The organism is Flavobacterium panacis, assembly GCF_024649945.1.
Lineage (GTDB): Bacteria > Bacteroidota > Bacteroidia > Flavobacteriales > Flavobacteriaceae > Flavobacterium > Flavobacterium panacis.
Genome location: NZ_JANKMS010000004.1, coordinates 291,069 through 314,519, shown reverse-complemented (window position 1 = coordinate 314,519; position 23,451 = coordinate 291,069). Strand labels below are relative to the sequence as shown.

Genomic DNA, 23,451 nt, shown 5'->3' with positions numbered 1-23,451 from the left:
CTTACATTAATATTAACAATCTATTTACTATAATTAATTAATCTGTATAAGTAGGTCAGCCTTCAATTTGTCATAAAAAACTAAGGTTAATTTGCCAATAATTTACCTTTTCAAATTTGTAGCCAATAACTCTTTCACACAATACTTAAGTTATTAAAATAAAATTATTCGCTAATGAGGTTCACATAGTAGACCTCTCTATCCAAAATCAAAACCAGTAAAATTTTTCAAGGAATAGAAACGTTTGTTCTTCACCTTTCAATAAAATTTGGCTTATCTCTAGCATATTAATCCATAATACTAAAAGTCCTCTTTAGATAAATAATCTTTTTTCTTTCACTATTGTATTCACAAAAAGTTTAATTCACTTTAAAAACTCATAAAAAAAGATCAATTACCTTATTTAAATACATAATTTGACTTATTAATCTTCAATTTTGAAATTTGCAAGACAAAACAACTACTAATAATCAAACGAAATCGGTTATGTTGGAAAATTCAAGAACAAACGGAAAGAAACATATGGAAAATACTCAAAATACAATCAAGAATGATTTTGCGTTCACGCTAAAGAGCACTTGTTTAGATGAAAACTACTGCCCTTCAAGTGAAACGCGTCTGACAACGAATTTTGCAAACCTGGCTAGAGGAGCTAATCGCCAGCAAAACTTACGTAATGCCTTAAATATGATTAACAATCGATTTAATGCATTGGCTCATTTGGACAATCCAAAAGCAGATCGTTATGTTGTAGAACTTGAAATCATCACAGTTACGATGAGTATTGATGATAAGAATGCGATTAACAATCTGCCGTTGATTGAAGTTCTAAAAACGAATATTTTTGACCGTAAAACCAACCAGCGTATCGAGGGTATTGCTGGGAATAATTTTTCTTCTTACGTACGCGATTATGATTTCAGTATTTTATTGATTGAGCACAATAAAAATAAATCTGATTTTTGTATTCCTGAAAATTTTGGTGATTTGCATGGAAAACTTTATAAGTGCTTTGTGAATTCAGTAACTTACAAAGAACACTTTAAGATGTCACCGATCATTTGCCTAAGTGTATCGAGCAACAAAACTTATACTCGTACTGAGTATCAGCACCCGGTTCTGGGTTTTGAGTATCTGCAGGATCAGTATTCCCTCACTGATGAATACTTCTCTAAAATGGGTTTAAAAGTTCGTTTTTTCATGCCTGCGAATAGTGTGGCACCGATGGCTTTTTATCATTCCGGAGATCTACTTACTGATTATACTGATCTTGGACTAATCAGCTCAATCAGTACGATGGAGGCTTTCCAGAAGATTTATCGCCCTGAAATTTACAATGCAAATTCAGTAGCTGGGAAAATCTATCAACCTAGTCTTAAAAACGAAGATTATTCACTGACTCGCGTTGTTTATGACCGCGAAGAGCGCAGCCGAATGGCTGTTGAACAAGGTAAATATGCAGAAGAGTATTTTATTAAGCCTTACAAAAATGTCTTAGAACAGTGGTCTGCTAGATTCAGTCTTTAATTAATCCAAAATATTATAATTACTTTATTATGAATAAAATAGTATTACCTACCTCAATTGTTGGAAGCTTACCTAAACCAGCTTGGCTTGCACCACCCGAAAAACTTTGGTCTCCTTGGAAATTAGAAGGCAATCAGTTACTTGAAGGGAAACAGGATGCTTTGCGCATTACATTGCAAGAGCAGCAATTAGCAGGCTTAGATATCGTTTGTGATGGTGAGCAGACACGCCAGCATTTTGTAACAACCTTTATCGAACATTTAAGTGGTGTAGATTTTGAAAATCATAAAACTGTAAAAATCCGTGACCGTTATGACGCGAGTGTTCCTATGGTTATAGGTGAGGTTGCACGCCAGAAAGCAGTATTTGTTGAAGATGCCAAATTTTTACGCAAACAGACTAATAAGCCTATAAAATGGGCATTACCTGGACCGCTTACCATGGTAGATACGTTATATGACGACCATTACAAAAGTCGAGAAAAATTGGCGTGGGAATTTGCGAAAGCACTCAATGAAGAAGCAAGAGAACTTCAGGATGCAGGAGTAGATATTATCCAGTTTGATGAACCTGCATTTAATGTGTTCTTTGATGAAGTAAACGATTGGGGAATGGCTGCATTAGAAAGAGCCATTGAAGGCTTAAAATGCCAGACTGCGGTGCATATATGCTATGGTTATGGAATAAAAGCGAATACGGATTGGAAAAATTCATTAGGTTCAGAGTGGCGACAATATGAAGAAATTTTCCCAAAAATTCAAAAGTCTAAAATTGATATAGTATCATTAGAATGTCATAACTCGAAGGTACCTCTTAATCTGATTGAACTCGTTCGTGGCAAAAAAGTAATGGTTGGGGCAATTGATGTGGCAACCAACACTATCGAAACACCTGAGGAAGTAGCCAATACCCTTCGTAAAACACTTGAGTTTGTAGATGTCGAAAATCTTTATCCTTCAACAAACTGTGGTATGGCTCCGTTATCTCGAAATGTAGCAATAGGTAAATTGAATGCTTTAGCTGCTGGCGCAGAAATTATACGTAAAGAACTTGGAGCAGCCGCCCCATTGTAATTGTAAAATGATATTCTTTTAACACTAGCTTACTGTTTCTGTGTACAAAAGAAAAGGAATGCAAAACAACGCACTCAAATAGCGATATGAAACTTTTAGAAAAAATACAGTTAGGTAATGTAAGCCTAAAAAACAGAGTGGCAATGGCAGCGATGACAAGAGGCCGTACAGACATAAATGGATTAGTGGGTGATATTACAGTAGAATACTACTCCCAAAGGGCAAGCGCAGGGCTGCTGTTTACCGAATCGATCAGGATCAGTGAAGAAGCTACCGGCAGTCCGCTCACTCCAGGTATTTTCACGATTGAACAAATAGAAGCCTGGAAGAAGGTTACCGCCGCGGTACACGATAAAGGCGGTGTTATTATAGCCCAGCTTTGGCACACCGGCCGCGTGGGGCATTCTGTAGATAGAAACGGCGAGCTCCCTTTTGCACCATCACCCGTCGCTATCAGAGGAATGCGACATTTTACTTCTCAAGGTATGAAGGATTACGAAATACCTCGGGAAATGACAATTCCGGAAATCAAAAAGACTATAAAGGACTTTGGTCAGGCTGCAAAAAATGCCCTAGCAGCAGGGTTTGATGGAGTTCAGCTTCATGCTGCCAATGGATATCTGCCTAGCCAGTTCTTAGCTGAAAGTGCCAATCAAAGAACGGATGATTATGGAGGCAGTATCCCTAACAATGCCCTTTTCATACTGGAGGTAATGCAGGAATTAATCAGTTCGGTGGGAAGTGAAAAGGTTGGTATTAAAATATCCCCTTTCAATCCCTATGCAGATATCGTGTTGGATGATACTGTAGCCACCTATAGCTATCTGATTGAAGAACTGAACAAGCTGGATTTTGCTTATGTAGAACTCATGCGTCGAAGTCCCAATTTTGCTTCGCCTGAAGATTATGGTGCTGAAAGCGAAATTGAATTATTTGGCAATAAGATTCGCCAGACCGTTATTGCTAATGCAGGATATGACAAGGCTTCTGCCGAAGCAGAACTTGAAAAAGGAATCGCAAAGCTGATTTCCTTTGGCAAATTATACATCTCAAATCCTGACCTTCCTGAACGGTTTGAAAAAAACGCTGCGCTTACTGAGCCTGACAGGGCGACAATGTATGGAGGCGGGAAACAGGGTTATACTGATTATCCCCTTTTGAGTGAATAAAATTTCAAATAAATAAAAGGTAATTAAATAATTCAACTTCTATCTAACAAAAAAAAGGATACGAAGATCCTTTGTTACTTCTCTCATCCTTTCAGTGGTAAAGGATGAGAGAAAAAATTTTATGATAGGTTGAGCAATAACAAACGTTTAGCTCTGGCTTGGCATTTGGGATTCTTTTCGTCGAGCCAAACGCTGAGCGATGATACTTGCGGCAATCAATTGCAGCGCATGATAAAGCATGAGTGGCAAAAGTACTATACCGGTGATCGCACTATGCTGAAAAAGCACTTTTGACATAACGGTACCATGCACCAATGACTTTTTAGATCCGCAAAACAAAACAGTAATACGGTCTTCATCTGAAAAGCTAAATAAACGGCTGAGCAATCCCACGCAAAAGAATACGGCAAAAAACAAAGCCATCATCCCTATCGCGAGTCCGACAAGTTCAAGGGCAGTGAAGCCTTCGAAAAGATGTTGAGAGAATGACTTGCAAAACGACGTGTAAATGATGGTAAGAATAATTCCCTGATCGAAATATTTGAGCTGTTTCTTATATTTTTCAGCAGTGGCACCAAAACGAGAGTTCAGGCTAATGCCAATGATGACAGGCAGCAAGACTTGTAAAATCAGTTTTATGAAGATATCAGTGGCATCAAAATCACCTGTTGCAGAAGCGATGAAGAGCCCAACCCAGAGCGGTGTCACCACTACTCCAATCAAACTGGAAATACTCGCGTTGAAAATGGCAGCAGAAATGTTGCCTCTAGCGATGGAAACCATGACCACGGAAGAAGAAACTGTAGATGGTAAAGCGGCTAGAAAAAATACACCCAACCACAATAGCTCGAAACCATTATTAACCAACAAAGGGCGAATTGCCAAAACAATTAACGGAAAAAACAAAAAGGTTGTCAACTGTACCACAATGTGCATTTTCCAGTTGGCAAGTCCCGCTTTTAGTTTATCAACACTCAAACGTACACCGTAAAACAAGAAAATAAAAGATACGCCTATATTGGCAATCTCTTCTAACGAAACAGGTTCTTTGACCATGCCAGGCTTTGGCAAAAAATAAGCCAGCAGAATCATGGTGCCAATCATTAACAGGAAACCATCTAAACCTGCTTTACTTAATAAATTTGATAACTTCTTCAATGTAAATGTGCTTTTAATATATTCGTCCATTAAAATAAACTGAAATTTCACTCAGCTTAATTCTCTACGCAAAGTTATCTTATACAACCAAAAAAGCTAGCTTATACTCTCACTTAGGAGAATTCAGCTGTTTTACGAGACAAAAAAAGTATTATTTACTTTTTTAAATGTATTTTTGAAACTTAAAAAGTTTTTTATTCTATGGAAGAACTCGATACAACCGATCTGCTTTTACTAAAAATATTAGGAAACAACTCAAGCTATACCATCAAGGAACTTGCTGCGCAGGTAAATCTCTCCCCAACTCCTGTACTTCAACGTGTAAAAAGGTTGGAAAATAATGGTTATATCAAGAAATATATTGCCTTAATTGACCATCAGAAATTTGGCCACGGATTTATTGTTTTCTGTAATATAAAGCTCAAACAGCATGACCGAAATATCGGCAATAGCTTTGTGGAGGATATTATGAAAATCGATGAAGTGGTGGAATGTTATAATATTTCAGGAGATTATGATTTTATACTTAAGGTCTTCGCCAAGGATATGAAAAATTATCAGAATTTTGTCTTTAATAAATTAGGATCAGTCGAAAGTATTGGTAGTACGCAGAGCACTTTTGTAATGTCGGAGATAAAAAATCTGCACAACATAAATCTATAAATTCATTGTTACTGAAAAAAGTTTTGTCTGGGTCAGCATTAACAAGTCTTCAAAAAATCAAATTTTAAAAGAAAAAGGTCGACAACTAAATTTTCTATTACTCTATGCCTTTTAATACTTTGCTGAATCATCTGGCAGTATTTGATATATCCGCCAAATAAAATAGTAGAGAGCTTTTATATATTTAGTACTAAAATCCACAGCATATCTCAATGAAAGAGCACTTTAGACAACACATCGAAAAAATATCGCCGATAGATGATAAGACTTTTGACTATGTATACTCGTTTTTTAAGGCAAGGAAAATCTTAAAGAACAGTATTATTATCAGTAGTGGAGATCTGGTATCGCATGAATATTGGGTATTTAAAGGATGCTTAAAAGCCTCTTACCTTCTTGAAGACGGAAAGGAAAAAATCATTCGTTTTGCAGTTGAGGACTGGTGGGTCAGCGATTATGACGCTTATTTCAAAAATGGTGCCGCAACGCTAAATATTACATCTTTGGAGAACTGCGAGGTACTTGCAATCTCTTTTGAAGATCGTGAGAAGCTCTGTAGGGAATTTCCAGAAATTAATTATTTTTTCAGAAAAAAGATTGAAGCTGCTTATGCTGCTTTCCAAAGACGTCTTGTTTCCATGCTTTCCAATGATGCAAGGAAACATTATGAAATTTTTGTACAGCAGTACCCTATGCTGATGAAACGTCTTCCTAAATCCATTATTGCATCATATCTTGGAATTACAAGGGAAACGCTCAGCCGTATTTCTAATTCTATGCCGTGATCTATATCACGTTATTGCCGTGATTTAAATCCTTTGAATTAAATATTTTTATCAAAAACTTTGTGTTTGCATTTTTAAATAAATAAACATGAAGAAAAAAATTCTTTTCGTACTTACCAGCCATGGAAAAATTGGCAATACAGAAAAAACCACAGGTTATCACCTTCAAGAACTTTCTCATCCTTGGAAAGTGTTAGTTGATGCAGGTTATGAAATTGATTTTGTAAGTCCTAAAGGAGGAGAATCTCCAGTAGATTATTTTGATTTAAGTGACCCAACCAACAAAGAGTTTTGGGAAAATGAAATCTATAAAAATAAAAGAGAAAATACCTTTATCCCTTCTGAAATAAATACCGAAGATTATAAAGCTGTTTATTATGTGGGAGGACATGGAACGGTTTGGGATCTTCCTGACAATACCGAACTGCAGGAAATAACCAGAAAAATTTATGAAAACAACGGTGTGGTTGGAGCTGTTTGTCATGGACCTTCTGGATTAGTAAATATAAAACTCAGCAATGGGAAATATTTGGTAGAAGGAAAAAAAGTAAATTCTTTTACCAACGAAGAAGAAATAGAAATGAAACTCGAAAATGTAGTTCCATTTCTTATTGAAACAACCATGATTGAACGTGGTGCAAAATGGGAAGGTTCGGGTTCTTGGCAGCCTCATGTAACTGTAGATCAGCGATTGGTTACAGGCCAAAATCCATTTTCTGCAAAGGGAGTTGGAGAAGCAATTTTAAAAGAATTACAGCAATTATAATCAGTAAAAGTGATCAAACAATCAAAAGCCACCGCTATCGGATTCTGCGCCATTATTTTATGGAGCTCCATCGTGGGATTAATTAAGGAAGTGAGTCATTCTTTTGGAGCAACTGCAGGAGCGGCAATGATTTACACTACTGCGTCTATATTCTTATTCTTCAGTATGAAATGGACGCCATTAGCAAAATTCCCAAAAAAATATTTATTTTTTGGAGCTTTGTTAATGGTGTCTTATGAGTTATGTCTGGCTTTATCAATTGGTTATTCAGAAAACAGTAGACAAGCTATAGAAGTGGGCATGGTCAATTATCTATGGCCCACTTTTACAATGATTGCTACGGTTCTTTTTACTTCCAAAAAAGCAAACTGGCTGATTCTTCCTGGAATCTTAATATCAATGTTGGGCATAGTCTGGGTTTTAGGCGGAGAACAAGGATTTAATGTTTCAGAAATGCTGTCAAATATTGAAAAAAATCCTTTAAGTTATGGCTTAGCTTTTTTAGGAGCACTCTTATGGGCAGGATATTGTGTTGTCACTATCCGTATTTCCAATGGTGTTAATGGCATTACTTTCTTTTTTATGCTCGTTGCCGTTGTATTATGGATTAAATATCTTTTTGTCTACGAACAGCCATCTATGGATTTTAGTTTTTCATCCATAACTTACCTTCTACTCGCTGGATGCGCTATGGGTTTTGGATATGCAGCATGGAATATAGGAATTATGCATGGAAATGTTACTGCTCTTGCAGGTGCTTCTTATTTCACACCTGTATTATCATCCTTACTTTCTTCTTTCCTATTATCTACTTCTCTCGGATTGTCTTTCTGGCAGGGCGCATTATTCGTCTGCACGGGGTCTATTCTCTGCTGGCTTTCAACAAAAAAGACTTTGAAGAAAGAGTAGCAAAAAATTTCTTATCATCTAACAACTATACAATATGCCACAGGATCAAAAAACAATGAGCAGATCTTCCTTTTTAGGTTCATTAGGAACGTTAAGCTTGTTAGGCAGTCTGCCATTTCTAGCATCGTCCTGCGATGAACCTAAGACCAAACCGACAGTATATGAAGGTGATAACCAAGATGCAATTATTGATAATATACTAACACGTAGATCTATTCGTAAATATACCGATCAACCTATTCCGCAAGAAATACTCGATACCATATTGAAGTGTGGCATTTTTGCTCCAAGCGCAATTAATTCACAGCCATGGGAAGTCAGGGTTATACAAAATCCAGATATACTTAAAGAGATTTCCAAACGGCATATTGATTACCTAAGAATCGAAAAAAAAGAGATAACAGACTCTGAAAATCATAGTGTCAATTATCATGCTCCAGTTTTAATTGTCATTGCAAGAGCTATAAAAGGAACTGGGACATTACCAACTTTATTAGATTGTGGTCTTTTATTGCAGAATATTATGCTGGCAGCGCACGCCCATAATCTTGGAACTTGCCCGTTGGGAGGAATAGTACCTTTTCTAAATCATACTTCCAATATCGATCTGATACATCTATTAAATATTCCTTCAGATTATCAAATCGCCATAACAGTTGCATTGGGATATCCAGATGAAAATCCTGAAGCTCCAATACGTTATACTGATAAAGTAAAATATATTAGATAAAAAAATCTCTAATTGAATCTTTTTATAAAACTTTTATCTTATCATTATTATTTTCATAATAAAACGTAAAGCCAGTAGAAATAACGTGATGACCAATTCAATTCATCATTGACAAACTCAATGAAGCATTGATTTTACTACTTTTCAGCAGAGGTGTTTTATTTTTGAAAAGCCACCATTACTGTAACTTTTCTTCAAAAATGATTAAAATAAAAACGAAATATATTGCGCTGTATTTTCTGGGAATTCTATTGCTTATTTTCGGACAACGCAGTTTCTGGGAAAATCTGATTAAAGAAAAAGAAGACCAGAAAGAAGCCCTAAAACTTAGACAGGAAGCAGAAAATGCTTTTTCGCAGCAATTCGAAGTTCAGAAATTGGAATATGATTCTGTTAACCGTAAATGGAAAAACAACAATCTTTATTTTCAGATCATACATACTGGAAGCATCAATTTTAAAGCGCTGAAAAATAAGTCCAAAACTGTTGTAGAAACAAACGATGAAGAAAATGCTTCAGAAAGTTCCTAAACAATATTTAGCCCAGACCCGAAGAATTTTTCATTGCAATTGTAAAATTAAAATTCCTATCTTATTTGGTGAACAGCTTTTAGATCGATCCTTTGAAGTACTTGAAGAAATAGACAGAAAGTACAATTCATACGTATCTGGTTCGTATTTCAGCCGCATTAATGAAATGCACGGAAAATGGACAGAAGTTGATCAAAGCTGTATCGAAATGATTAATACCATTAAAAAAGTTTCGGCAATTACGAAAGGGCACTATGATATTACATGCATGCCGTTACTCAAACTCTGGGGATTTTACAAAGAAGATAATTTTAAGCTTCCGAAAAGTGACGAAATTGCAGCTGCGCTTAAAAAAGTCAATTTTAGGTCCATTGTTACAGACGGTCTGAGCGTTAAAATAGATGCTGATCAGGAAATCATTACGGGCTCGTTTATAAAAGCTTTTGCAGTGGACAAAACTATAGAGTTTCTGAAACAACAAGGCGTTACAGATGCTATAATAAATGCAGGAGGCAGTACTATTTCATCCTTGAATGATAATTCTCATCCTACATGGAAAATTAATATTCCAGATCCTTTTGTGAAAGATCGATTAAAAGCGGGATTACAGATCCATTCACAAACATTCAGCCTTTCGGGGAGTGTGGATAATCATCTGATAATCGACGGAAAAAAATATGGTCATATCCTGAATTGTGTTTCTGGATATCCTGCCGAAACCGTACAGACAGGAGTTCTCACAAAAAGTGCTTTTTTAGGAGATATCCTATCCACAGCGCTTTTCACGGTTCCCGCTTCAATGCGAAATGAAGTGGCAGCCGAATTAAAAAAACATTTCGATTTTGATTATTTTATAATAGACAACGACAACAAAAAAACACTTACAGAATGCTTTCAATACCTTCTTTAAAGAAAGAAACAAAGAAGAAACAAATCGAATCGATACCAGATCCGGCAGACTTTTATATGCCGCTTTCCGGTTATAGAGGATTGATGAAAGCCGTTGTAAAAATTGGAGAAACCGTCAAAAAATATCAGCTGATTGCATCAGGATATGATAGTGTTTCGGGGCAAATACATGCTCCTGTTTCAGGAATTATAAATGCTTTTACCGAAATTGGAAATAAGACCTTTATTCATTTGATTAATGATTTCAAGGAAACGACCTTTTCTGCGCCTTATTTGGGATCTTCGGGAATAAATTTAGAATTGCTACAGGAAATACTGCTTAATTGCGGTGTTCACGGAGCTGGAGGATCACAGTTCCCTACGCATTTAAAATACAATGTCGCAAAAGAAAAAATTAATACACTGATTTTTAACGGTGCTGAATGTGAGCCTTATCTCAGTAGTGATACGGCGCTGATGAAATATGAAGTCTCCGAACTTTTACAGGCTGCTAAAGTTTTACAAAATGTCCTTGAAGCAGACGAAATAGTTTTTGGTATTGAAAAACACAATACATCACTAAAGGCACATCTTTTAGAAAATGCAGAAAAAATACAGCTGCCGATTAAAGTCAAAATTCTTCCTGATACTTACCCGCAGGGAGGTGAATTACAGCTTATTAAATCGATTACAAAACTAGAACTTCGTAAAGGAACGATTCCTTCCCAACATGGCATTTTGGTAAATAACATCGGAACACTGCGTGCTGTTTACAACGCCGTTTTTAAATCACGCCCTATGATAGACCGTATTCTTACTGTTTCTGGAAACAATACATCGAATAGCGGCATCTTCAGAGTAAAAATAGGTACGCCGATCCATCATATTTTAAAGCTCACAGGCAACAGTTGGAATCCCGAAAACCAGACTTTGGTTATGGGAGGTGCAATGATGGGAAAAAGTATTGATTCGCCTTTGCAACCCGTAGAAAAAGGATCTGGTGGTTTATTGATTTTGAAAAAACTGAAATCAACTGAAAATAACTGCATTAAATGTGGCCTTTGTATTGACGTATGTCCGCAGAAACTAATGCCTTTAGAATTCGTAAGGCACAATATTGACAACGATCTTAAAGCGCTTCAAAATTTCAACCTGCAAGATTGTATTGAATGTGGTGCATGTGCTTACATCTGTCCAAGTAATGTAGCGCTTATGGAAAATATTTTTGAAGGTAAAACAAAATTGTCCGCTTCGGTATAAAACTACTAAAATGAAAACAGCTCCTTTTATAAAACCTAAATTCAACGGAACCCAAATGGTCATGCTCGACGTCGTGATTGCTTTGATGCCGTTGGTTATTATTGCTTGTTTTGCGTATGGCAAGCTTGTAATAATGCAATTCATAACTGCTATAATGGCAGCGTTTGTTTCAGAGTTTATTTTTTCTTCTCTTCTTTTAAAGAAATACAATACTCTATTCGATGGTTCAGCTTTGGTTACTGCATTGCTGCTAGTTCTTACGCTTTCTCCATTAGTACCGCTTCATATAGTCGCTTTTGGTGCTGTTGGCGCTATTTTATTTGGAAAAATATTGTGGGGAGGTTTGGGTAAAAACACTTTCAATCCTGCATTGGTTGGAAGAGAATTCATGAGTGTCTTCTTTTCTTCAATCATGACATCTTCAGATTTATGGAAAACAAAAGGATTGGTCAAAACAACACCCGAACAGCTTTTTCTAACTTCAGATCATTCAGTTTTAAGTGAACATTTGAATTCTATCGTTTACAAAACCTCTGGTGCAGTGGGCGAATATTCGATTCTTTTCATTGTTCTGGGAGGATTTTATCTGTTAATGCGAAGCCGAATCAGTTGGCACATTCCTTTTGCATTGCTGGCAGTTTTTACATTACTGCTTTGGCTGCCTGGAGGCGCACAACTACATTACTCTGCGGCAGGTATATTGTTGGGTACAATATTTATGGCAACGGATATGCCTTCAAGTCCTGCAACTCCAAATGGCAAACTCTATTATGGAATGATGACTGGTTTAGTTATTTATATCCTGATCAAAGGCGGTGTAAAATTTGAGTACATGTCCTACTCTATCTTGCTGCTTAATGCTTTTTCACATCAAATCAGTATATTATTTCGTCCGTCAGCTTGGGGCGATCCAACCGACTGGAAACAAAGAGTCGAACCGGTTTTTAACCTCACCGTTAAAATTTTACTTGCTGCGTTTGCTATGCTGAGTCTGTATTATTATGGTCTTATTCATTATGTCGTTTTCGTTTATATACTATACCTGATTACTAAATTCAACTTTTCCTTTACAAAAAAAATTAACAATGCAATTTAAGAGTAACAACATGAAAAAATTATTTGTATCTGCAATCGCGGCTGTTCTGCTTTATGGATGTAACGAACCTAAAATCGAACGCACCGTTTTTAAAGGCAGTTCTAAAGAAGCCATTATCAGTAATATTTTAAAACGCAGATCTATTAGAAAATATACAGAAGAGCAAGTTACACAGCAGCAGCTTGATACGATAATGAAATGCGCCATATATGCACCAAGCGCTCTGAATAAACAAACATGGGAAATTCGTGTGGTTCAGAATCAAAAAATCCTTGACGAAATAAACAAAAGATTTCTTGCTTTTGCACAAGGCAAAGAACTTCAAGGGAGCGCCTCACGATACAGAGAAGAAGGTTTCAGTATTTTCCACCATGCTCCAACTTTAATTGTAATGGCAGGAGAAAAAGGAAGTCCATACACCAAACTTGACGCAGGTCTTGCATTGCAAAATATATTATTAAGCGCCAATGCACTTGATCTAGGAACCTGTCCGATAGGTTCTCTAGTTCCTGTACTGAATCTTCCTGAAAATCAAGATATCCTTAAATTATTAAACATACCAGAAGGATATGAAGTAACTATAAATATAGCTCTCGGTCATCCCGCTGAAAGCCCTGAGGCACCAATTCGATACAGCGAAAAGGTTAAAATCATTAAATAGTTATCACAAAGTGTGAGGAGGCTTTTAAATGTAGTTCCGAACACAAATTTTGTGGCAGAATCTTGGCGCAGTACAGATGGAGCTACCTAAAATTCTGCCATAAAAAGTTGTGACAAGATTTGTAAAAATAAAATGTTTTGATAACGATATTGGTTTTACTCGGATCATTTTCTTTCTACAAAAACCATTAAACTCTTAAAAAAGAATCAATTAAAAAAACACACCAACGAAATATCGTCGGTAATCAATTTTCTAAAATTTTAAACTTACATACATAATTATCGATACCTTCGTATAGCCAAAGCCAGTTTAATTTTACGAAAGATGTTCTCGAACCAATTTAAAGCATATTTGTTACAGGTTTTACCGCTGTTGGTTATAATGCCAATTGGCTCAGACGCGGTGAAAACACCATTAAAATTCTTCAGGAATTAGGTTTTATGTATCATATTGACGATTTAAGCCGAGACGAACCTTTTATCATTCAAGCCAATAAAAAAGATTTTGTCGTTGTTCCGTATACCATTCGCAGCAATGATATTGTTTTAATTGAAGGCAAAAACTTTTCTACAGATCAATTCTTTAATCAGGTAAAAGCTGAATTTGACCAGCTTTATATGGAAAGCGAATTTAAACGCAGACAAATGTCAATTAGTTTTCATGATAGAATTGGCGGAACACCGCAAATGGTCAAAACTACTTCTGATTTGCTAGATTATATTAAAAAACATAAAGGTGTTACTTTTAAAAGAAAGGATGAAATTGCAAAAATGATTCTTAACGATCCTACTGCCTTGAGGGAGCAGGAATAATCAGCAATATTCTTAGACTTCTACTCTACGCCCTCTGATTTACTTTCGATTGTAAATTCATTAGTTTCTGCTATAGCCCAGAAACTAATGAATACTCATCCTCCGATAAAGTATTTGACCTTTCAACAAGTAAAAGCAGCACACTTACAAATTTCTTAAAAGAAATCGACACACTACCTGTGTTTGAAAAATGTATTTTCAAATGCATTACTCCCTACAACAAGAAGACATTTTAATATTCTTTAGTCTTATTTACAGAAGCAAAAATTATTGAAAATTATATTATCTAATTATAAAATAACGAAATATCGTAAATAATAAAATGCTCTAAATTCAGTAATCCTTTACAAACAAAGGTTTTACCAATAAAGGCATATTAATTGGCTATTGTCTGGCATATATACAAAATTGAAATGCCAAACATGAAAACACAACTTTTATCTTCTACACGAGATCCTGTCATTAAAAAAATAGAGGAAAATTTTACTTCTTAATCTAGATTAACCGATGAAGGTTTTATTCTGTAATACATTTGCATCATAATCAAACAAAATAAAACACAAAACAAGTTATAAGTTTAAAATTAAAACTAAAAACTCGAAATAAATTAAAATCATAAAAAAAATTAATCTTAAAATCAAAAAATCATGAGCACATTTACAGTAAAAGACGGAACACAGATTTATTACAAAGATTGGGGAAAAGGTCAGCCAATTGTATTTCACCACGGATGGCCTTTATCAAGCGATGATTGGGATTCACAAATGATGTATTTCCTTCAAAAAGGTTATAGAGTTATTGCACACGATCGCCGCGGACATGGTCGTTCTGGTCAAGCTTCTGAAGGAAATAACATGGAGACTTACGCATCTGATATTGCTGAATTGACTGAGTTCTTAGACTTAAAAGATGCCATTCACGTTGGACATTCAACTGGAGGCGGTGAAGTTATCCGTTATGCAGCAAAATACGGAAAAGATAGAATTTCAAAAGCCGTAATCATTAGTGCAGTTACTCCAATAATGATTCAAAACGAATCTAATCCAGAAGGTGTTCCATTGTCAGTTTTTGACGAAATCAGAAAAGGAACAGGATTTAACAGAGCACAATACTTCTACGACTTCCCTATCGCATTCTACGGATGGAACCGTGAAGGACAAACCGTTCAGGAAGGAATCAAACAAAACTGGTGGCGTCAGGGAATGATGGGTTCTGTATTATCTCACTACGAAGGAATTAAAGCATTTTCTGAATCAGATTTTACAGAAGATTTAAAAAGTTTAGATATTCCAGTATTGGTTTTGCACGGAGAAGACGATCAGATTGTTCCTTTTGCACAAGCTCCTAGAGCAGCCAAATTGTTGAAAAACGGAAAATTGATTTCTTATCCTGGATTCTCTCACGGGATGCCAACTATAAACGCAGAAACAATCAATAACGATATTCTAGATTTCATTAAATAAATAATCAAAGCTGCCTGTCTAGTTTTTTCAGCAGGCAGTTTAATCTCCTCTTCCTTATGAGTCTTTTTCAACAACCCTCCTTTGATACTGTTACAGAAGCTTTACAATGGCTGAGTACACAAGGTTATACAGAAAATTTTAATCTGGATACGAATTGTATTCGTTATAACAACAATAAACAAAGTATGTCGCCAGAAGAATTTCAGATTGAATATCTATTCCGATTTGAAGGCGACACTGATCCCGGAGATGAAGATATTGTGTATGGAATAAAGTCTGAAATCTACAATTTGAAAGGTGTTCTAACCAGCGCTTTCGGAATCTATGCAGACTCTGTTTCTGCCGAAATGATTAAAAAACTTTCGACTCATTAAATAATGGCTTTCTGTTCATCAATTGGCTTTCCGTGTTCAAAATGTTGGAATTTTAATGCACTTCCATAAAAAAAATCGAAGAGGACGGGATTACAGATTACACCACAAATTGACCGACAATATTTCCATTCTTTGTATTTCATAGAACCAAAAGGAGTTTTGTTCGAAATTATTTTGAAATTATTTCTATAGTCTGAGATTGGAGACCTTCAGAAGATACTTTTAATTTAATGATACCTTTTTCTCGAGTGCTTTTTAAAATCACCATTGCTCGGCCTTTCCATGCTTTTCTTGATTTTGCTACATAAGGATCTGTATCTTTTAAGTCTGCATTATCCACCGCAGCAATAACAGCTGGACCTTCTACATCAAAATAAAGTTCATTCGAAGCATTTGGATCTTTAATTCCCTTTGAGTCGGTAATTTCTACAGTAACATAAGACAAATCTTGTCCGTTGGCGATAATTTCTTCGCGATCAGCTTTTACCTGTAACTTTGATGGTTTGCCAGCCGTTTCAAGATAAACTGCTTCTACCTCTTTTCCATCTTTAATTCCCACAGCTTTAATAGATCCAGGCGAATAAGGGATAGCAAAAACAGCTTTGAATTGTTCATTTAGAGAGGTTGGAAGTTCTCCTGCCAATTTTCCATTTACATACAATCTTACAGAAGGATATCTTGAATATACTTCTATTTCAATATTTTTATTCTCATGTCCAGGCCATGTCCAACTTTCCCATGTTGGCCAGACTGACCATATAGTTTCCTTGATTTCACCAAAATAACCATTTGGTTCCTTAACCGCCATGTACAATTTTTTATTTTCATTATACAACAAATCTCTGTAATGAGATATCGGTTTTCTCCATCCAGTCAAATCTATGTCACCGCAATACGCACCATGCCACGGATAAATATCTCGCTCATAATGCTGACCTTCTGTTTCTCCTTTATAAAAATAACGACCAATACCTGATTCGCCAAGATAATCTAGAGCAGTCCATACAAAATCACCAATTATGTATTTGTTTTCATTTACCAGTTTCCAATTTGCAAAAGCATCACGAGGATAAGACTCTGTTTGTACGATTACACGAGATGGCACACGTTTATGATCTTCAACTGCGTGATGCATTTGATAATTATATCCTCCAATATCATGTACAGCAAATAATGGATCAAAAATTTCCCAGTCTTTATCCCAAGTAGTCATTGCAGAGGTTACAGGACGAGTTGGATCCAGCTTTCTAACTAGGTCTGCCAATTTTTTAGCCGTTTGTACAGCTTCGGGTTTCTTACGTTCTATAACTTCATTCCCAGTACTCCAAAAAACGATTGAAGGATGATTTCGGTCACGTAATACCATAGCTTCTATATCTTTCTCCCACCAGTCATCAAAATGAATAGCATAATCATACTTGTTTTTACTTTCTCTCCAACCATCAAAAGCTTCATCCATTACAAGCAGACCTATTTTATCGCAGGCATCAAGAAAACTTTCAGAAGGAGGATTATGAGCTGTACGAACTGCATTAAATCCCGCTGCTTTTAGAAGCTCTGCTTTTCTATATTCTGCACGATCATAAGATGCTGCTCCTAACGCACCATTATCATGATGTACACATCCACCGTTGATTTTTATATCTTTTCCGTTCAATAAAAATCCATTTTCTGCATTATAACTGATTGTTCTTGCGCCAAAAGTTACAGATTGCTTATCTGTTTCTTTTCCATCTTTAAGAATTGTAACTACTGCCTGATAAAGGTTTGGAGATTTAGGAGACCATACTTTCGGATTATTCAAATTAAGCATCTGTTCAATTTCAACATTGCTTTGGGCTGCAACAGTAATTTTTTTATCGCTGCTCATTACAACTTTTCCTTTGTCTAATATTTGAGTTTTCAGGGTCAAAATCTGTTCTGATTTGGTTGTATTTTCTACAGTAGCCAAAACCTTCAAATCTGCTTTTTTATCATCCGCTTTTACTGTATTTACTGCAATTCCCCACGGTTTTATAAATGTTGGCTGAGAAACTATTAGCCACACATGTCTATAGATACCTGATCCTGTATACCAACGGCAGTTTTTCTGTTGTGAATTATCAACTTTTACAGCTATCACATTTTTCTTTCCGATATTAATATAAGGTGTAATATCATAATAGAAAGAAGAAAATCCATAAGGACGAATTCCTAATGAAACGCCATTTACGAATACCTCAGAATTCATATAAACTCCTTCAAAATAAATGGTAAGTTTCTTATTCTTAAAGGAATCAGAAAGTTCAAAAGTTTTTCTGTACCAGCCAATACCAGATGTAAAATAACCTCCATCGTTTCCCATTGGATTTTTAGGATCTGTTTTTCCTTCTATACTCCAGTCATGAGGCAAATCTAATTTCCGCCAAGCCGAATCATTATAATCTTTATGTGAAGCTTCATTATTGTCTCCCTCAAAGAAAGACCAGTCATAATCAAATTTCTGTTTATTTTCATTTGTTATCTTTTGCGAAAAACCATTATTAGAAAATATAGTAATGCAAAAAATAAAAAAGAGTATTTTAAATGAATTCATAATAAAACCGTATAAAATTTCTAGCTGTCATAAATATAAGTGTTATTTTTACAGTTATGATATTTCTTCTTGTTTTTTTTATAAAATCAATTAAATTAAAATGTTTTCTAATGGCTCAGGAAAAAACAAATCTTTTAAGATACAAACAAAATTTACCCTCGTAGAATTACATCACTTCCCAAAAAAGCCACACTCATTATTTAACCAAACGTATTCCTGAAAACTGCCACTGGTGTTTTGGGTGGAAAAAATTACGGTAGGTACTACGGCTGTGACCTTCTGGAGTGGCAATAGACTCACCTCTTAAAACCATCTGATTCACCATAAATTTGCCATTATATTCCCCAATGGCACCTGCGGCTTTGGAATATCTTGGATATGGTAGATAAGCGCTTCCTGTCCATTCCCATCTTTCTCCCCAACTAAAAAAACTGTTTGCAGCCTCCCACTCTTCTTCCAAGGGGAGTCGCATGCCTTTCCATGCTGCAAAGGCAGATGCTTCATAGAAATTAACATGACATACCGCCTCATACGGTTCAATATCCCGAAGTCCCAAAAGTGTGTAGTACTTCCATTCTCCATCAATAAAATGCCAATACAAAGGCGACTGAGCTTGATGCTCCTTTACCCAATCCCAACCTTCCGAGTGCCAGTATTTGAAATCATTATAGCCTCCCGCTTCCATAAACTGAAGATATTCTGCATTAGTAACTAGCGATGAAGCAATATCAAAAGCTTCCAGATATTTTTTATGATACCCCGACTCATTATCAAAACTAAAACCTTTCCCTTTAAATCCGATCTCATAAATGCCCTCTGGCATGCTAATAAATTTCGTCTCTAATTCTAGTTCAGATTTAAATTCTGGTTCCTGTATGTTATTATAAACAGGAAAAAGCGGATTATGTCCCAAAATGTACTTGATATCCGTCAGCAACAGTTCCTGATGCTGCTGTTCATGGTTAAGTCCTAATTCTATAACAACACAAAGCTCATCGGAAAGCTCAGTCTTTTCTAAAAACTTTTCCATCTGATTATCCACATAAGATCTGTAAGCGTAAATCTCAGATACCGAGGGGCGACTTAAATTACCACGATCCGTACGCACGACCCTAGCACCTACAGTTTCATAGTAGCTGTTAAACACAAAGTTATACTGTGGATTAAATTCTGTATATCCAGAAAAATGAGGCATCAGAATAAAAGTTTCAAAAAACCAGGTGGTATGTCCCAAATGCCATTTAGGAGGACTGACATCTGCAATAGGCTGCACTACATAATCCTCCGTCTCAAGGGGTCTGCAGATTTCCTCTGAATGTCTTCGTATTTTTTTGTATTGCGCCAATAAAGCCTGCACATTAATTATCTTCACTGCTTCCATAACTATTTTATAAAACTTTTAGTTTGATGTATACTCTTTAAACCGCCGTCCAGAATGCATCTACAAACCATTGTTTACTGTCCGAAATGTTTCCATGAGATTCAAATCCAGATTGTGATGCCATCTTATTTATGTCCTCAATAGAAAACTTCTGAGACACCTCCATGTATACAGGCTCATTTTCTTTAAAATCGAATACATGATTACCAATTGTGACTTGCTGCTCCTGAAGACTAATCAGATAGCTGCGACAAGCTCCGGTTAACGGATCATAGGTTTCAAAATGTTCAAATTGATTTATTGCAAAATCAGCATTAAGCTCCCTGTTGATCCTTTGAAGTAGATTCAGATTGAATGAGGCCGTAACACCACTCGGATCATTATAAGCATTCAGAATAATGTTGGGTTCTTTCTTAAGATCAAAGCCAATCATTACCACGTCGCCTTTATTAAGATTCTTACGCAATTCAAAACAGAAGCGATAGGCATCTTCTAGCTCCATATTTCCGATATTGCTTCCCAGAAACAAAATCACTTTACGACGTTCCGAAAACTGAGAGACTTTGTACAGCATGTCAAAATACTCGCCCTCTAGACTTTCAATATCAAGATCGGGAATATTCTCTTTAAGCTTATTCTCCAATACAGAAAGAATATTACCTGATATATCAATAGGCCTGTATCTGAAATCTGTTCCTTGCTGTTTTAAATATTGCAAGAGATAAATGGACTTGGAAGCATCTCCAGCTCCTAGCTCTATTAAATCAAAAGGAGTTTGTTCAGCCTTGATGTTGGATGCAATCTCTGAAGTCTTGTTTTTAAAAATATCCATTTCGCAGCGCGTCAAATAATACTCGGGCATTTCCATGATTTCCTGAAAAAGCTCGTCTCCACGCCGGTCATAAAAATATTTCGATTCTAATTTTTTGGGATGCTGCTTAAGTCCTGCCAATACATCTTCTAAAAAATGTCTTTCTTTTTCCCCTTTTATTTCTGTATTTAATTCTTTAGTTGTAGCTGTTACTTTCATTGTATATTTTTTGACATTTAAATGGAAATACAAATCTTCTCTTAACTAAAGTTACGATTTATTAAGTAGGATGAGATTCTTATAAAATAGAATTTTAACTCAAAAAAAATGAAATGGTATTTCATTAAAATCATGTAAATTAATCTCTAGGAAACTATAACTTCGAAACGACTTTTTAACGCTAACTTGCCTTTTACAACCAACTTTACGCTAATTAAAATTGTTAAATCATGGAAGACTTAATTGAAAAATTTGAAAGCGAACTGAAAGCTTTTTTAGAATTTCGTTATAATTTGTCCTTAAAACAGGATACTGCAGAAAGATTTTATGAGACCGAGCAGGCCGCATTTGTATTTGTGGACGATTATCTTCTTAAGTCGTCTGATTTGATTGCCCGCGACGTGGAACGTTCCACCGAAAGAATTCTAAATGAGTTTATCGATAAAAAAGTTCAATGACCAAACCTGTTTTTTGGATCACCAAATAATTCAGCAAGGTGTTAGCTATGTTATTTTTGAAATTAGCAACACTGCAATAAAACCAACAATGGATAAAACCATGACGTTGATGGTTCTGTTCTTTCTTTTTCTAGACTCAACTAGAAAATCGGTACTAAATCTCTTATTTCTTCTCTTTGTTTTCATTTTTCATATATTTTTATAGTTAAACACATTACAACACAAAGAAATGCTGTGTTGCGAATTCACAGAATCATAAAGTGGATCTTTATTAAGTTAAGTTACGGACGAACCTTACTTGGAGGCCGAACTCCGAAATAGTATTGATTGCAGTGAAGGGTAAAATATCCTAAATCGTCGCGTTTTTTGAAACTAAACTTTTTGAATTTTGTAGCCGTATTTTTAATCAAAGTGCCAGATTGTCCACACAATACAAAAGAATGTGAAGACTCCTGTAATTCATATTGCTAAATTAAAGCTTTGAGCCAACCCTTCCTTCATACAATTTTGGTCAAATCCTTACACAATTTCCATCAAAAATTTATAATATAATTTTCATAGTGATGCTGCAAGGAAAGGATGTAATTTAAAACAATAAAGAAAAACCTTTTGTATATTTTGTAAACAAATCGATTGCAAGAAGTATGATCACAACAAGTAAAAAAGCGATGAAATATGTAATTATTTGTGCTTTTTTATTGAATTCAAAAGTAGCTGGATCTATAAAATAATCCGAATATACAGTAGGCGAAATTTTGATCTGCGGAGAGAACAAAACTGCTCCTTGCAGAAAATGAGCTATTAACTGATTTTTATTTTTTGGGATATAAGACAGTCCATTCTCTGATGTCGAAAAATGAATAGGAATCCGCACCTTATCCCTGTAACCAAAAATATATCCCGGAGAATACTTTGTGCCAATTTTTCTATCAATATCATTTACATTGGCATCTGTACTGTGCCCTAGTTCTCTGTATAAAACACTTTGAACTTTTCCATCAAACTGGTGATGATGCAGACCTTCACGGTCAACAGAAATCAGAATGGCCTTCTTCATTCTCTGACGTCTGTAACTTTTGTAAAGTCCCCAAATACCCAAAAAAAGCAATGGAAAATAGATAAAATTGAATAGTATCTCTCCTGATGAAAAGGGGCTGTTATGCTCCAATTGAATACTCAAGGGAAGTCCAACAAATAAACCCAGCATTGCGATACACAGAAGACCAAACAAGAAATAGATGGTCATAGTTGCTGCTAAATCGCGCTGAGAAGATATTTTTGGAAAATTTTCTTTAGTATATATCATGAGAAAAAAATATTAAAATTAAAATCAGTCTTTACAAACAAAAGCTATTCTTTCATAAAGAAAAACAAAGATTTTATCAATCATTGTCAAATTAAAACAGAATAAATCAAAAATAAAACTTACAAAGTATTTTTTCTACCTAAATAAAATTAAACCTCTTAAATAAAAGTTATAATTCTTATGGATGTTTTTAAATGAATATATTTTCATTTAAATTTACAATATGAGACCATTAGATCCAGATAAAAGAGAAAAAATTTTAAAATCTGTATACACACTTACTGGCAAACAAGGACTGGCAAGCGTAAATATAGCAGGCATAAGTAAAACAGCGGGCATTGCAGCAGGTACCTTATACATTTATTTCAAAAATAAGGAAGAGCTCGTACAACTGGCCTATGTAGCTGTCGAGGACAAAATGGCACAGGCAATATACCGTGATTTTGATATTAGTCTCCCACTAAGACAATCACTTAAACAGATTTATATCAATATGCTTAATTACAGACTGAATAACTATGATGAAACCTTGTTTATAGATCAGTATCAACAGTCGGGTTACATTCAGCTGAATTTCTCCAAACAACTGGCCGAATATGAAAGACAGAATAAACCATTGTATGATCTTTTAAAAAAGGGGCAGCAGGAAGGAATTATTAAATTAGTCGACGTTATTATCCTTATCAGCTTTTTTGATGGCGCAGTACGCTCCTGCTCTACTGGTATCATGCAAAAGTTATTCCCATTAAACCAGCAGTTGGTAGATGATAACTTCGATATGATCTGGAGAGGCATGAACTAAAAATTTTAATTTATAAATGAATATTTTTTCACTAA

At 35.4% G+C, this 23,451-nt stretch carries 23 protein-coding genes; 18 read left to right on the top strand and 5 right to left on the bottom strand.

The features are described 5' to 3' along the window. The first annotated feature begins 486 nt into the window (after nt 1-486). The 3 genes from NQQ59_RS11385 (at nt 487) to NQQ59_RS11375 (ending at nt 3,769) form a co-directional block, all read left to right on the top strand. Nucleotides 487-1,527: a DUF1852 domain-containing protein gene (locus NQQ59_RS11385; protein WP_257698237.1), complete on the top strand. Its 1,041-nt coding sequence runs from the start codon at nt 487-489 to the stop codon at nt 1,525-1,527. 29 nt (nt 1,528-1,556) lie between these two features. After that, nucleotides 1,557-2,600 (top strand): methionine synthase, encoded by a 1,044-nt coding sequence (locus tag NQQ59_RS11380; RefSeq protein WP_144219255.1) that lies wholly within the window; start codon nt 1,557-1,559, stop codon nt 2,598-2,600. An 86-nt stretch (nt 2,601-2,686) separates the two neighbouring features. Continuing rightward, on the top strand, nt 2,687-3,769 hold the full coding sequence (locus NQQ59_RS11375; RefSeq protein ID WP_144219254.1) for an alkene reductase: 1,083 nt from the start codon (nt 2,687-2,689) through the stop codon (nt 3,767-3,769). A gap of 147 nt (nt 3,770-3,916) precedes the next feature. On the opposite strand, the gene NQQ59_RS11370 is transcribed toward NQQ59_RS11375, so the two are convergent. Further along, a complete protein-coding gene (locus NQQ59_RS11370) occupies nt 3,917-4,957 on the bottom strand; it encodes a bile acid:sodium symporter family protein (protein ID WP_257698236.1) in 1,041 nt (346 codons plus the stop codon). A gap of 171 nt (nt 4,958-5,128) precedes the next feature. Here NQQ59_RS11370 and NQQ59_RS11365 point away from each other — a divergent pair, with 171 nt between their 5' ends. The 13 genes from NQQ59_RS11365 to NQQ59_RS11305 all read left to right on the top strand — a co-directional run bounded on the left by NQQ59_RS11365 (nt 5,129) and on the right by NQQ59_RS11305 (nt 15,864). Then, nucleotides 5,129-5,590, top strand: a complete 462-nt coding sequence (locus NQQ59_RS11365) for an Lrp/AsnC family transcriptional regulator (RefSeq protein ID WP_144219252.1) — start codon at nt 5,129-5,131, stop codon at nt 5,588-5,590. Nucleotides 5,591-5,802: 212 nt separating this feature from the next. After that, nucleotides 5,803-6,375 carry a Crp/Fnr family transcriptional regulator gene (locus NQQ59_RS11360; RefSeq protein ID WP_144219251.1) on the top strand — a complete coding sequence of 191 codons (573 nt, stop codon included), beginning with the start codon at nt 5,803-5,805 and terminating at the stop codon, nt 6,373-6,375. Nucleotides 6,376-6,463: 88 nt separating this feature from the next. Beyond that, the gene (locus tag NQQ59_RS11355) at nt 6,464-7,141 is read left to right on the top strand and encodes a type 1 glutamine amidotransferase domain-containing protein (protein WP_144219250.1); all 678 of its coding nucleotides are present in this window, start codon (nt 6,464-6,466) and stop codon (nt 7,139-7,141) included. 9 nt (nt 7,142-7,150) lie between these two features. Then, on the top strand, nt 7,151-8,050 hold the full coding sequence (yddG, locus tag NQQ59_RS11350) for an aromatic amino acid DMT transporter YddG (protein ID WP_144219249.1): 900 nt from the start codon (nt 7,151-7,153) through the stop codon (nt 8,048-8,050). A gap of 55 nt (nt 8,051-8,105) precedes the next feature. Further along, on the top strand, nt 8,106-8,780 hold the full coding sequence (locus NQQ59_RS11345) for a nitroreductase family protein (protein WP_257698235.1): 675 nt from the start codon (nt 8,106-8,108) through the stop codon (nt 8,778-8,780). 200 nt (nt 8,781-8,980) lie between these two features. Beyond that, complete coding sequence (locus tag NQQ59_RS11340) at nt 8,981-9,310, top strand: hypothetical protein (RefSeq protein ID WP_144219247.1); 330 nt, start codon at nt 8,981-8,983, stop codon at nt 9,308-9,310. Next, on the top strand, nt 9,291-10,220 hold the full coding sequence (locus NQQ59_RS11335) for an FAD:protein FMN transferase (protein WP_186296645.1): 930 nt from the start codon (nt 9,291-9,293) through the stop codon (nt 10,218-10,220). Before NQQ59_RS11340 ends, NQQ59_RS11335 begins: the two co-directional genes overlap by 20 nt. Then, complete coding sequence (gene rsxC / locus NQQ59_RS11330; RefSeq protein ID WP_144219245.1) at nt 10,199-11,458, top strand: electron transport complex subunit RsxC; 1,260 nt, start codon at nt 10,199-10,201, stop codon at nt 11,456-11,458. The genes NQQ59_RS11335 and rsxC overlap by 22 nt, the downstream gene beginning before the upstream one ends. Before the next feature lie 10 nt (nt 11,459-11,468). Next, nucleotides 11,469-12,554 (top strand): RnfABCDGE type electron transport complex subunit D, encoded by a 1,086-nt coding sequence (locus tag NQQ59_RS11325; RefSeq protein ID WP_144219244.1) that lies wholly within the window; start codon nt 11,469-11,471, stop codon nt 12,552-12,554. Nucleotides 12,555-12,564: 10 nt separating this feature from the next. After that, a complete protein-coding gene (locus NQQ59_RS11320) occupies nt 12,565-13,215 on the top strand; it encodes a nitroreductase family protein (protein WP_222104892.1) in 651 nt (216 codons plus the stop codon). 440 nt (nt 13,216-13,655) lie between these two features. Further along, on the top strand, nt 13,656-14,027 hold the full coding sequence (locus NQQ59_RS11315; RefSeq protein ID WP_222104891.1) for a polysaccharide deacetylase family protein: 372 nt from the start codon (nt 13,656-13,658) through the stop codon (nt 14,025-14,027). A gap of 647 nt (nt 14,028-14,674) precedes the next feature. Beyond that, nucleotides 14,675-15,490 (top strand): alpha/beta fold hydrolase, encoded by an 816-nt coding sequence (locus tag NQQ59_RS11310; protein WP_144219242.1) that lies wholly within the window; start codon nt 14,675-14,677, stop codon nt 15,488-15,490. A gap of 56 nt (nt 15,491-15,546) precedes the next feature. After that, nucleotides 15,547-15,864 carry a phosphoribosylpyrophosphate synthetase gene (locus NQQ59_RS11305; protein WP_144219241.1) on the top strand — a complete coding sequence of 106 codons (318 nt, stop codon included), beginning with the start codon at nt 15,547-15,549 and terminating at the stop codon, nt 15,862-15,864. 169 nt (nt 15,865-16,033) lie between these two features. Here NQQ59_RS11305 and NQQ59_RS11295 read toward each other — a convergent pair whose 3' ends face one another. The 3 genes from NQQ59_RS11295 to egtD all read right to left on the bottom strand — a co-directional run bounded on the left by NQQ59_RS11295 (nt 16,034) and on the right by egtD (nt 20,850). Further along, on the bottom strand, nt 16,034-18,439 hold the full coding sequence (locus tag NQQ59_RS11295) for a glycoside hydrolase family 2 TIM barrel-domain containing protein (protein ID WP_144219240.1): 2,406 nt from the start codon (nt 18,437-18,439) through the stop codon (nt 16,034-16,036). 196 nt (nt 18,440-18,635) lie between these two features. Beyond that, nucleotides 18,636-19,820, bottom strand: coding sequence for an ergothioneine biosynthesis protein EgtB (gene egtB / locus NQQ59_RS11290; RefSeq protein ID WP_144219239.1), 1,185 nt, complete (start codon nt 19,818-19,820; stop codon nt 18,636-18,638). Nucleotides 19,821-19,857: 37 nt separating this feature from the next. Continuing rightward, the gene (gene egtD / locus NQQ59_RS11285; protein ID WP_144219238.1) at nt 19,858-20,850 is read right to left on the bottom strand and encodes an L-histidine N(alpha)-methyltransferase; all 993 of its coding nucleotides are present in this window, start codon (nt 20,848-20,850) and stop codon (nt 19,858-19,860) included. Between the two features lie 230 nt (nt 20,851-21,080). On the opposite strand from egtD, the gene NQQ59_RS11280 reads away from it, so the two are divergent. Then, nucleotides 21,081-21,308 (top strand): hypothetical protein, encoded by a 228-nt coding sequence (locus NQQ59_RS11280; RefSeq protein WP_144219237.1) that lies wholly within the window; start codon nt 21,081-21,083, stop codon nt 21,306-21,308. Nucleotides 21,309-21,894: 586 nt separating this feature from the next. On the opposite strand, the gene NQQ59_RS11275 is transcribed toward NQQ59_RS11280, so the two are convergent. Then, complete coding sequence (locus NQQ59_RS11275; protein WP_144219236.1) at nt 21,895-22,614, bottom strand: hypothetical protein; 720 nt, start codon at nt 22,612-22,614, stop codon at nt 21,895-21,897. 223 nt (nt 22,615-22,837) lie between these two features. Here NQQ59_RS11275 and NQQ59_RS11270 point away from each other — a divergent pair, with 223 nt between their 5' ends. Next, nucleotides 22,838-23,416, top strand: coding sequence for a TetR/AcrR family transcriptional regulator (locus NQQ59_RS11270; RefSeq protein WP_144219235.1), 579 nt, complete (start codon nt 22,838-22,840; stop codon nt 23,414-23,416). The last annotated feature ends 35 nt before the right edge of the window (nt 23,417-23,451 follow it).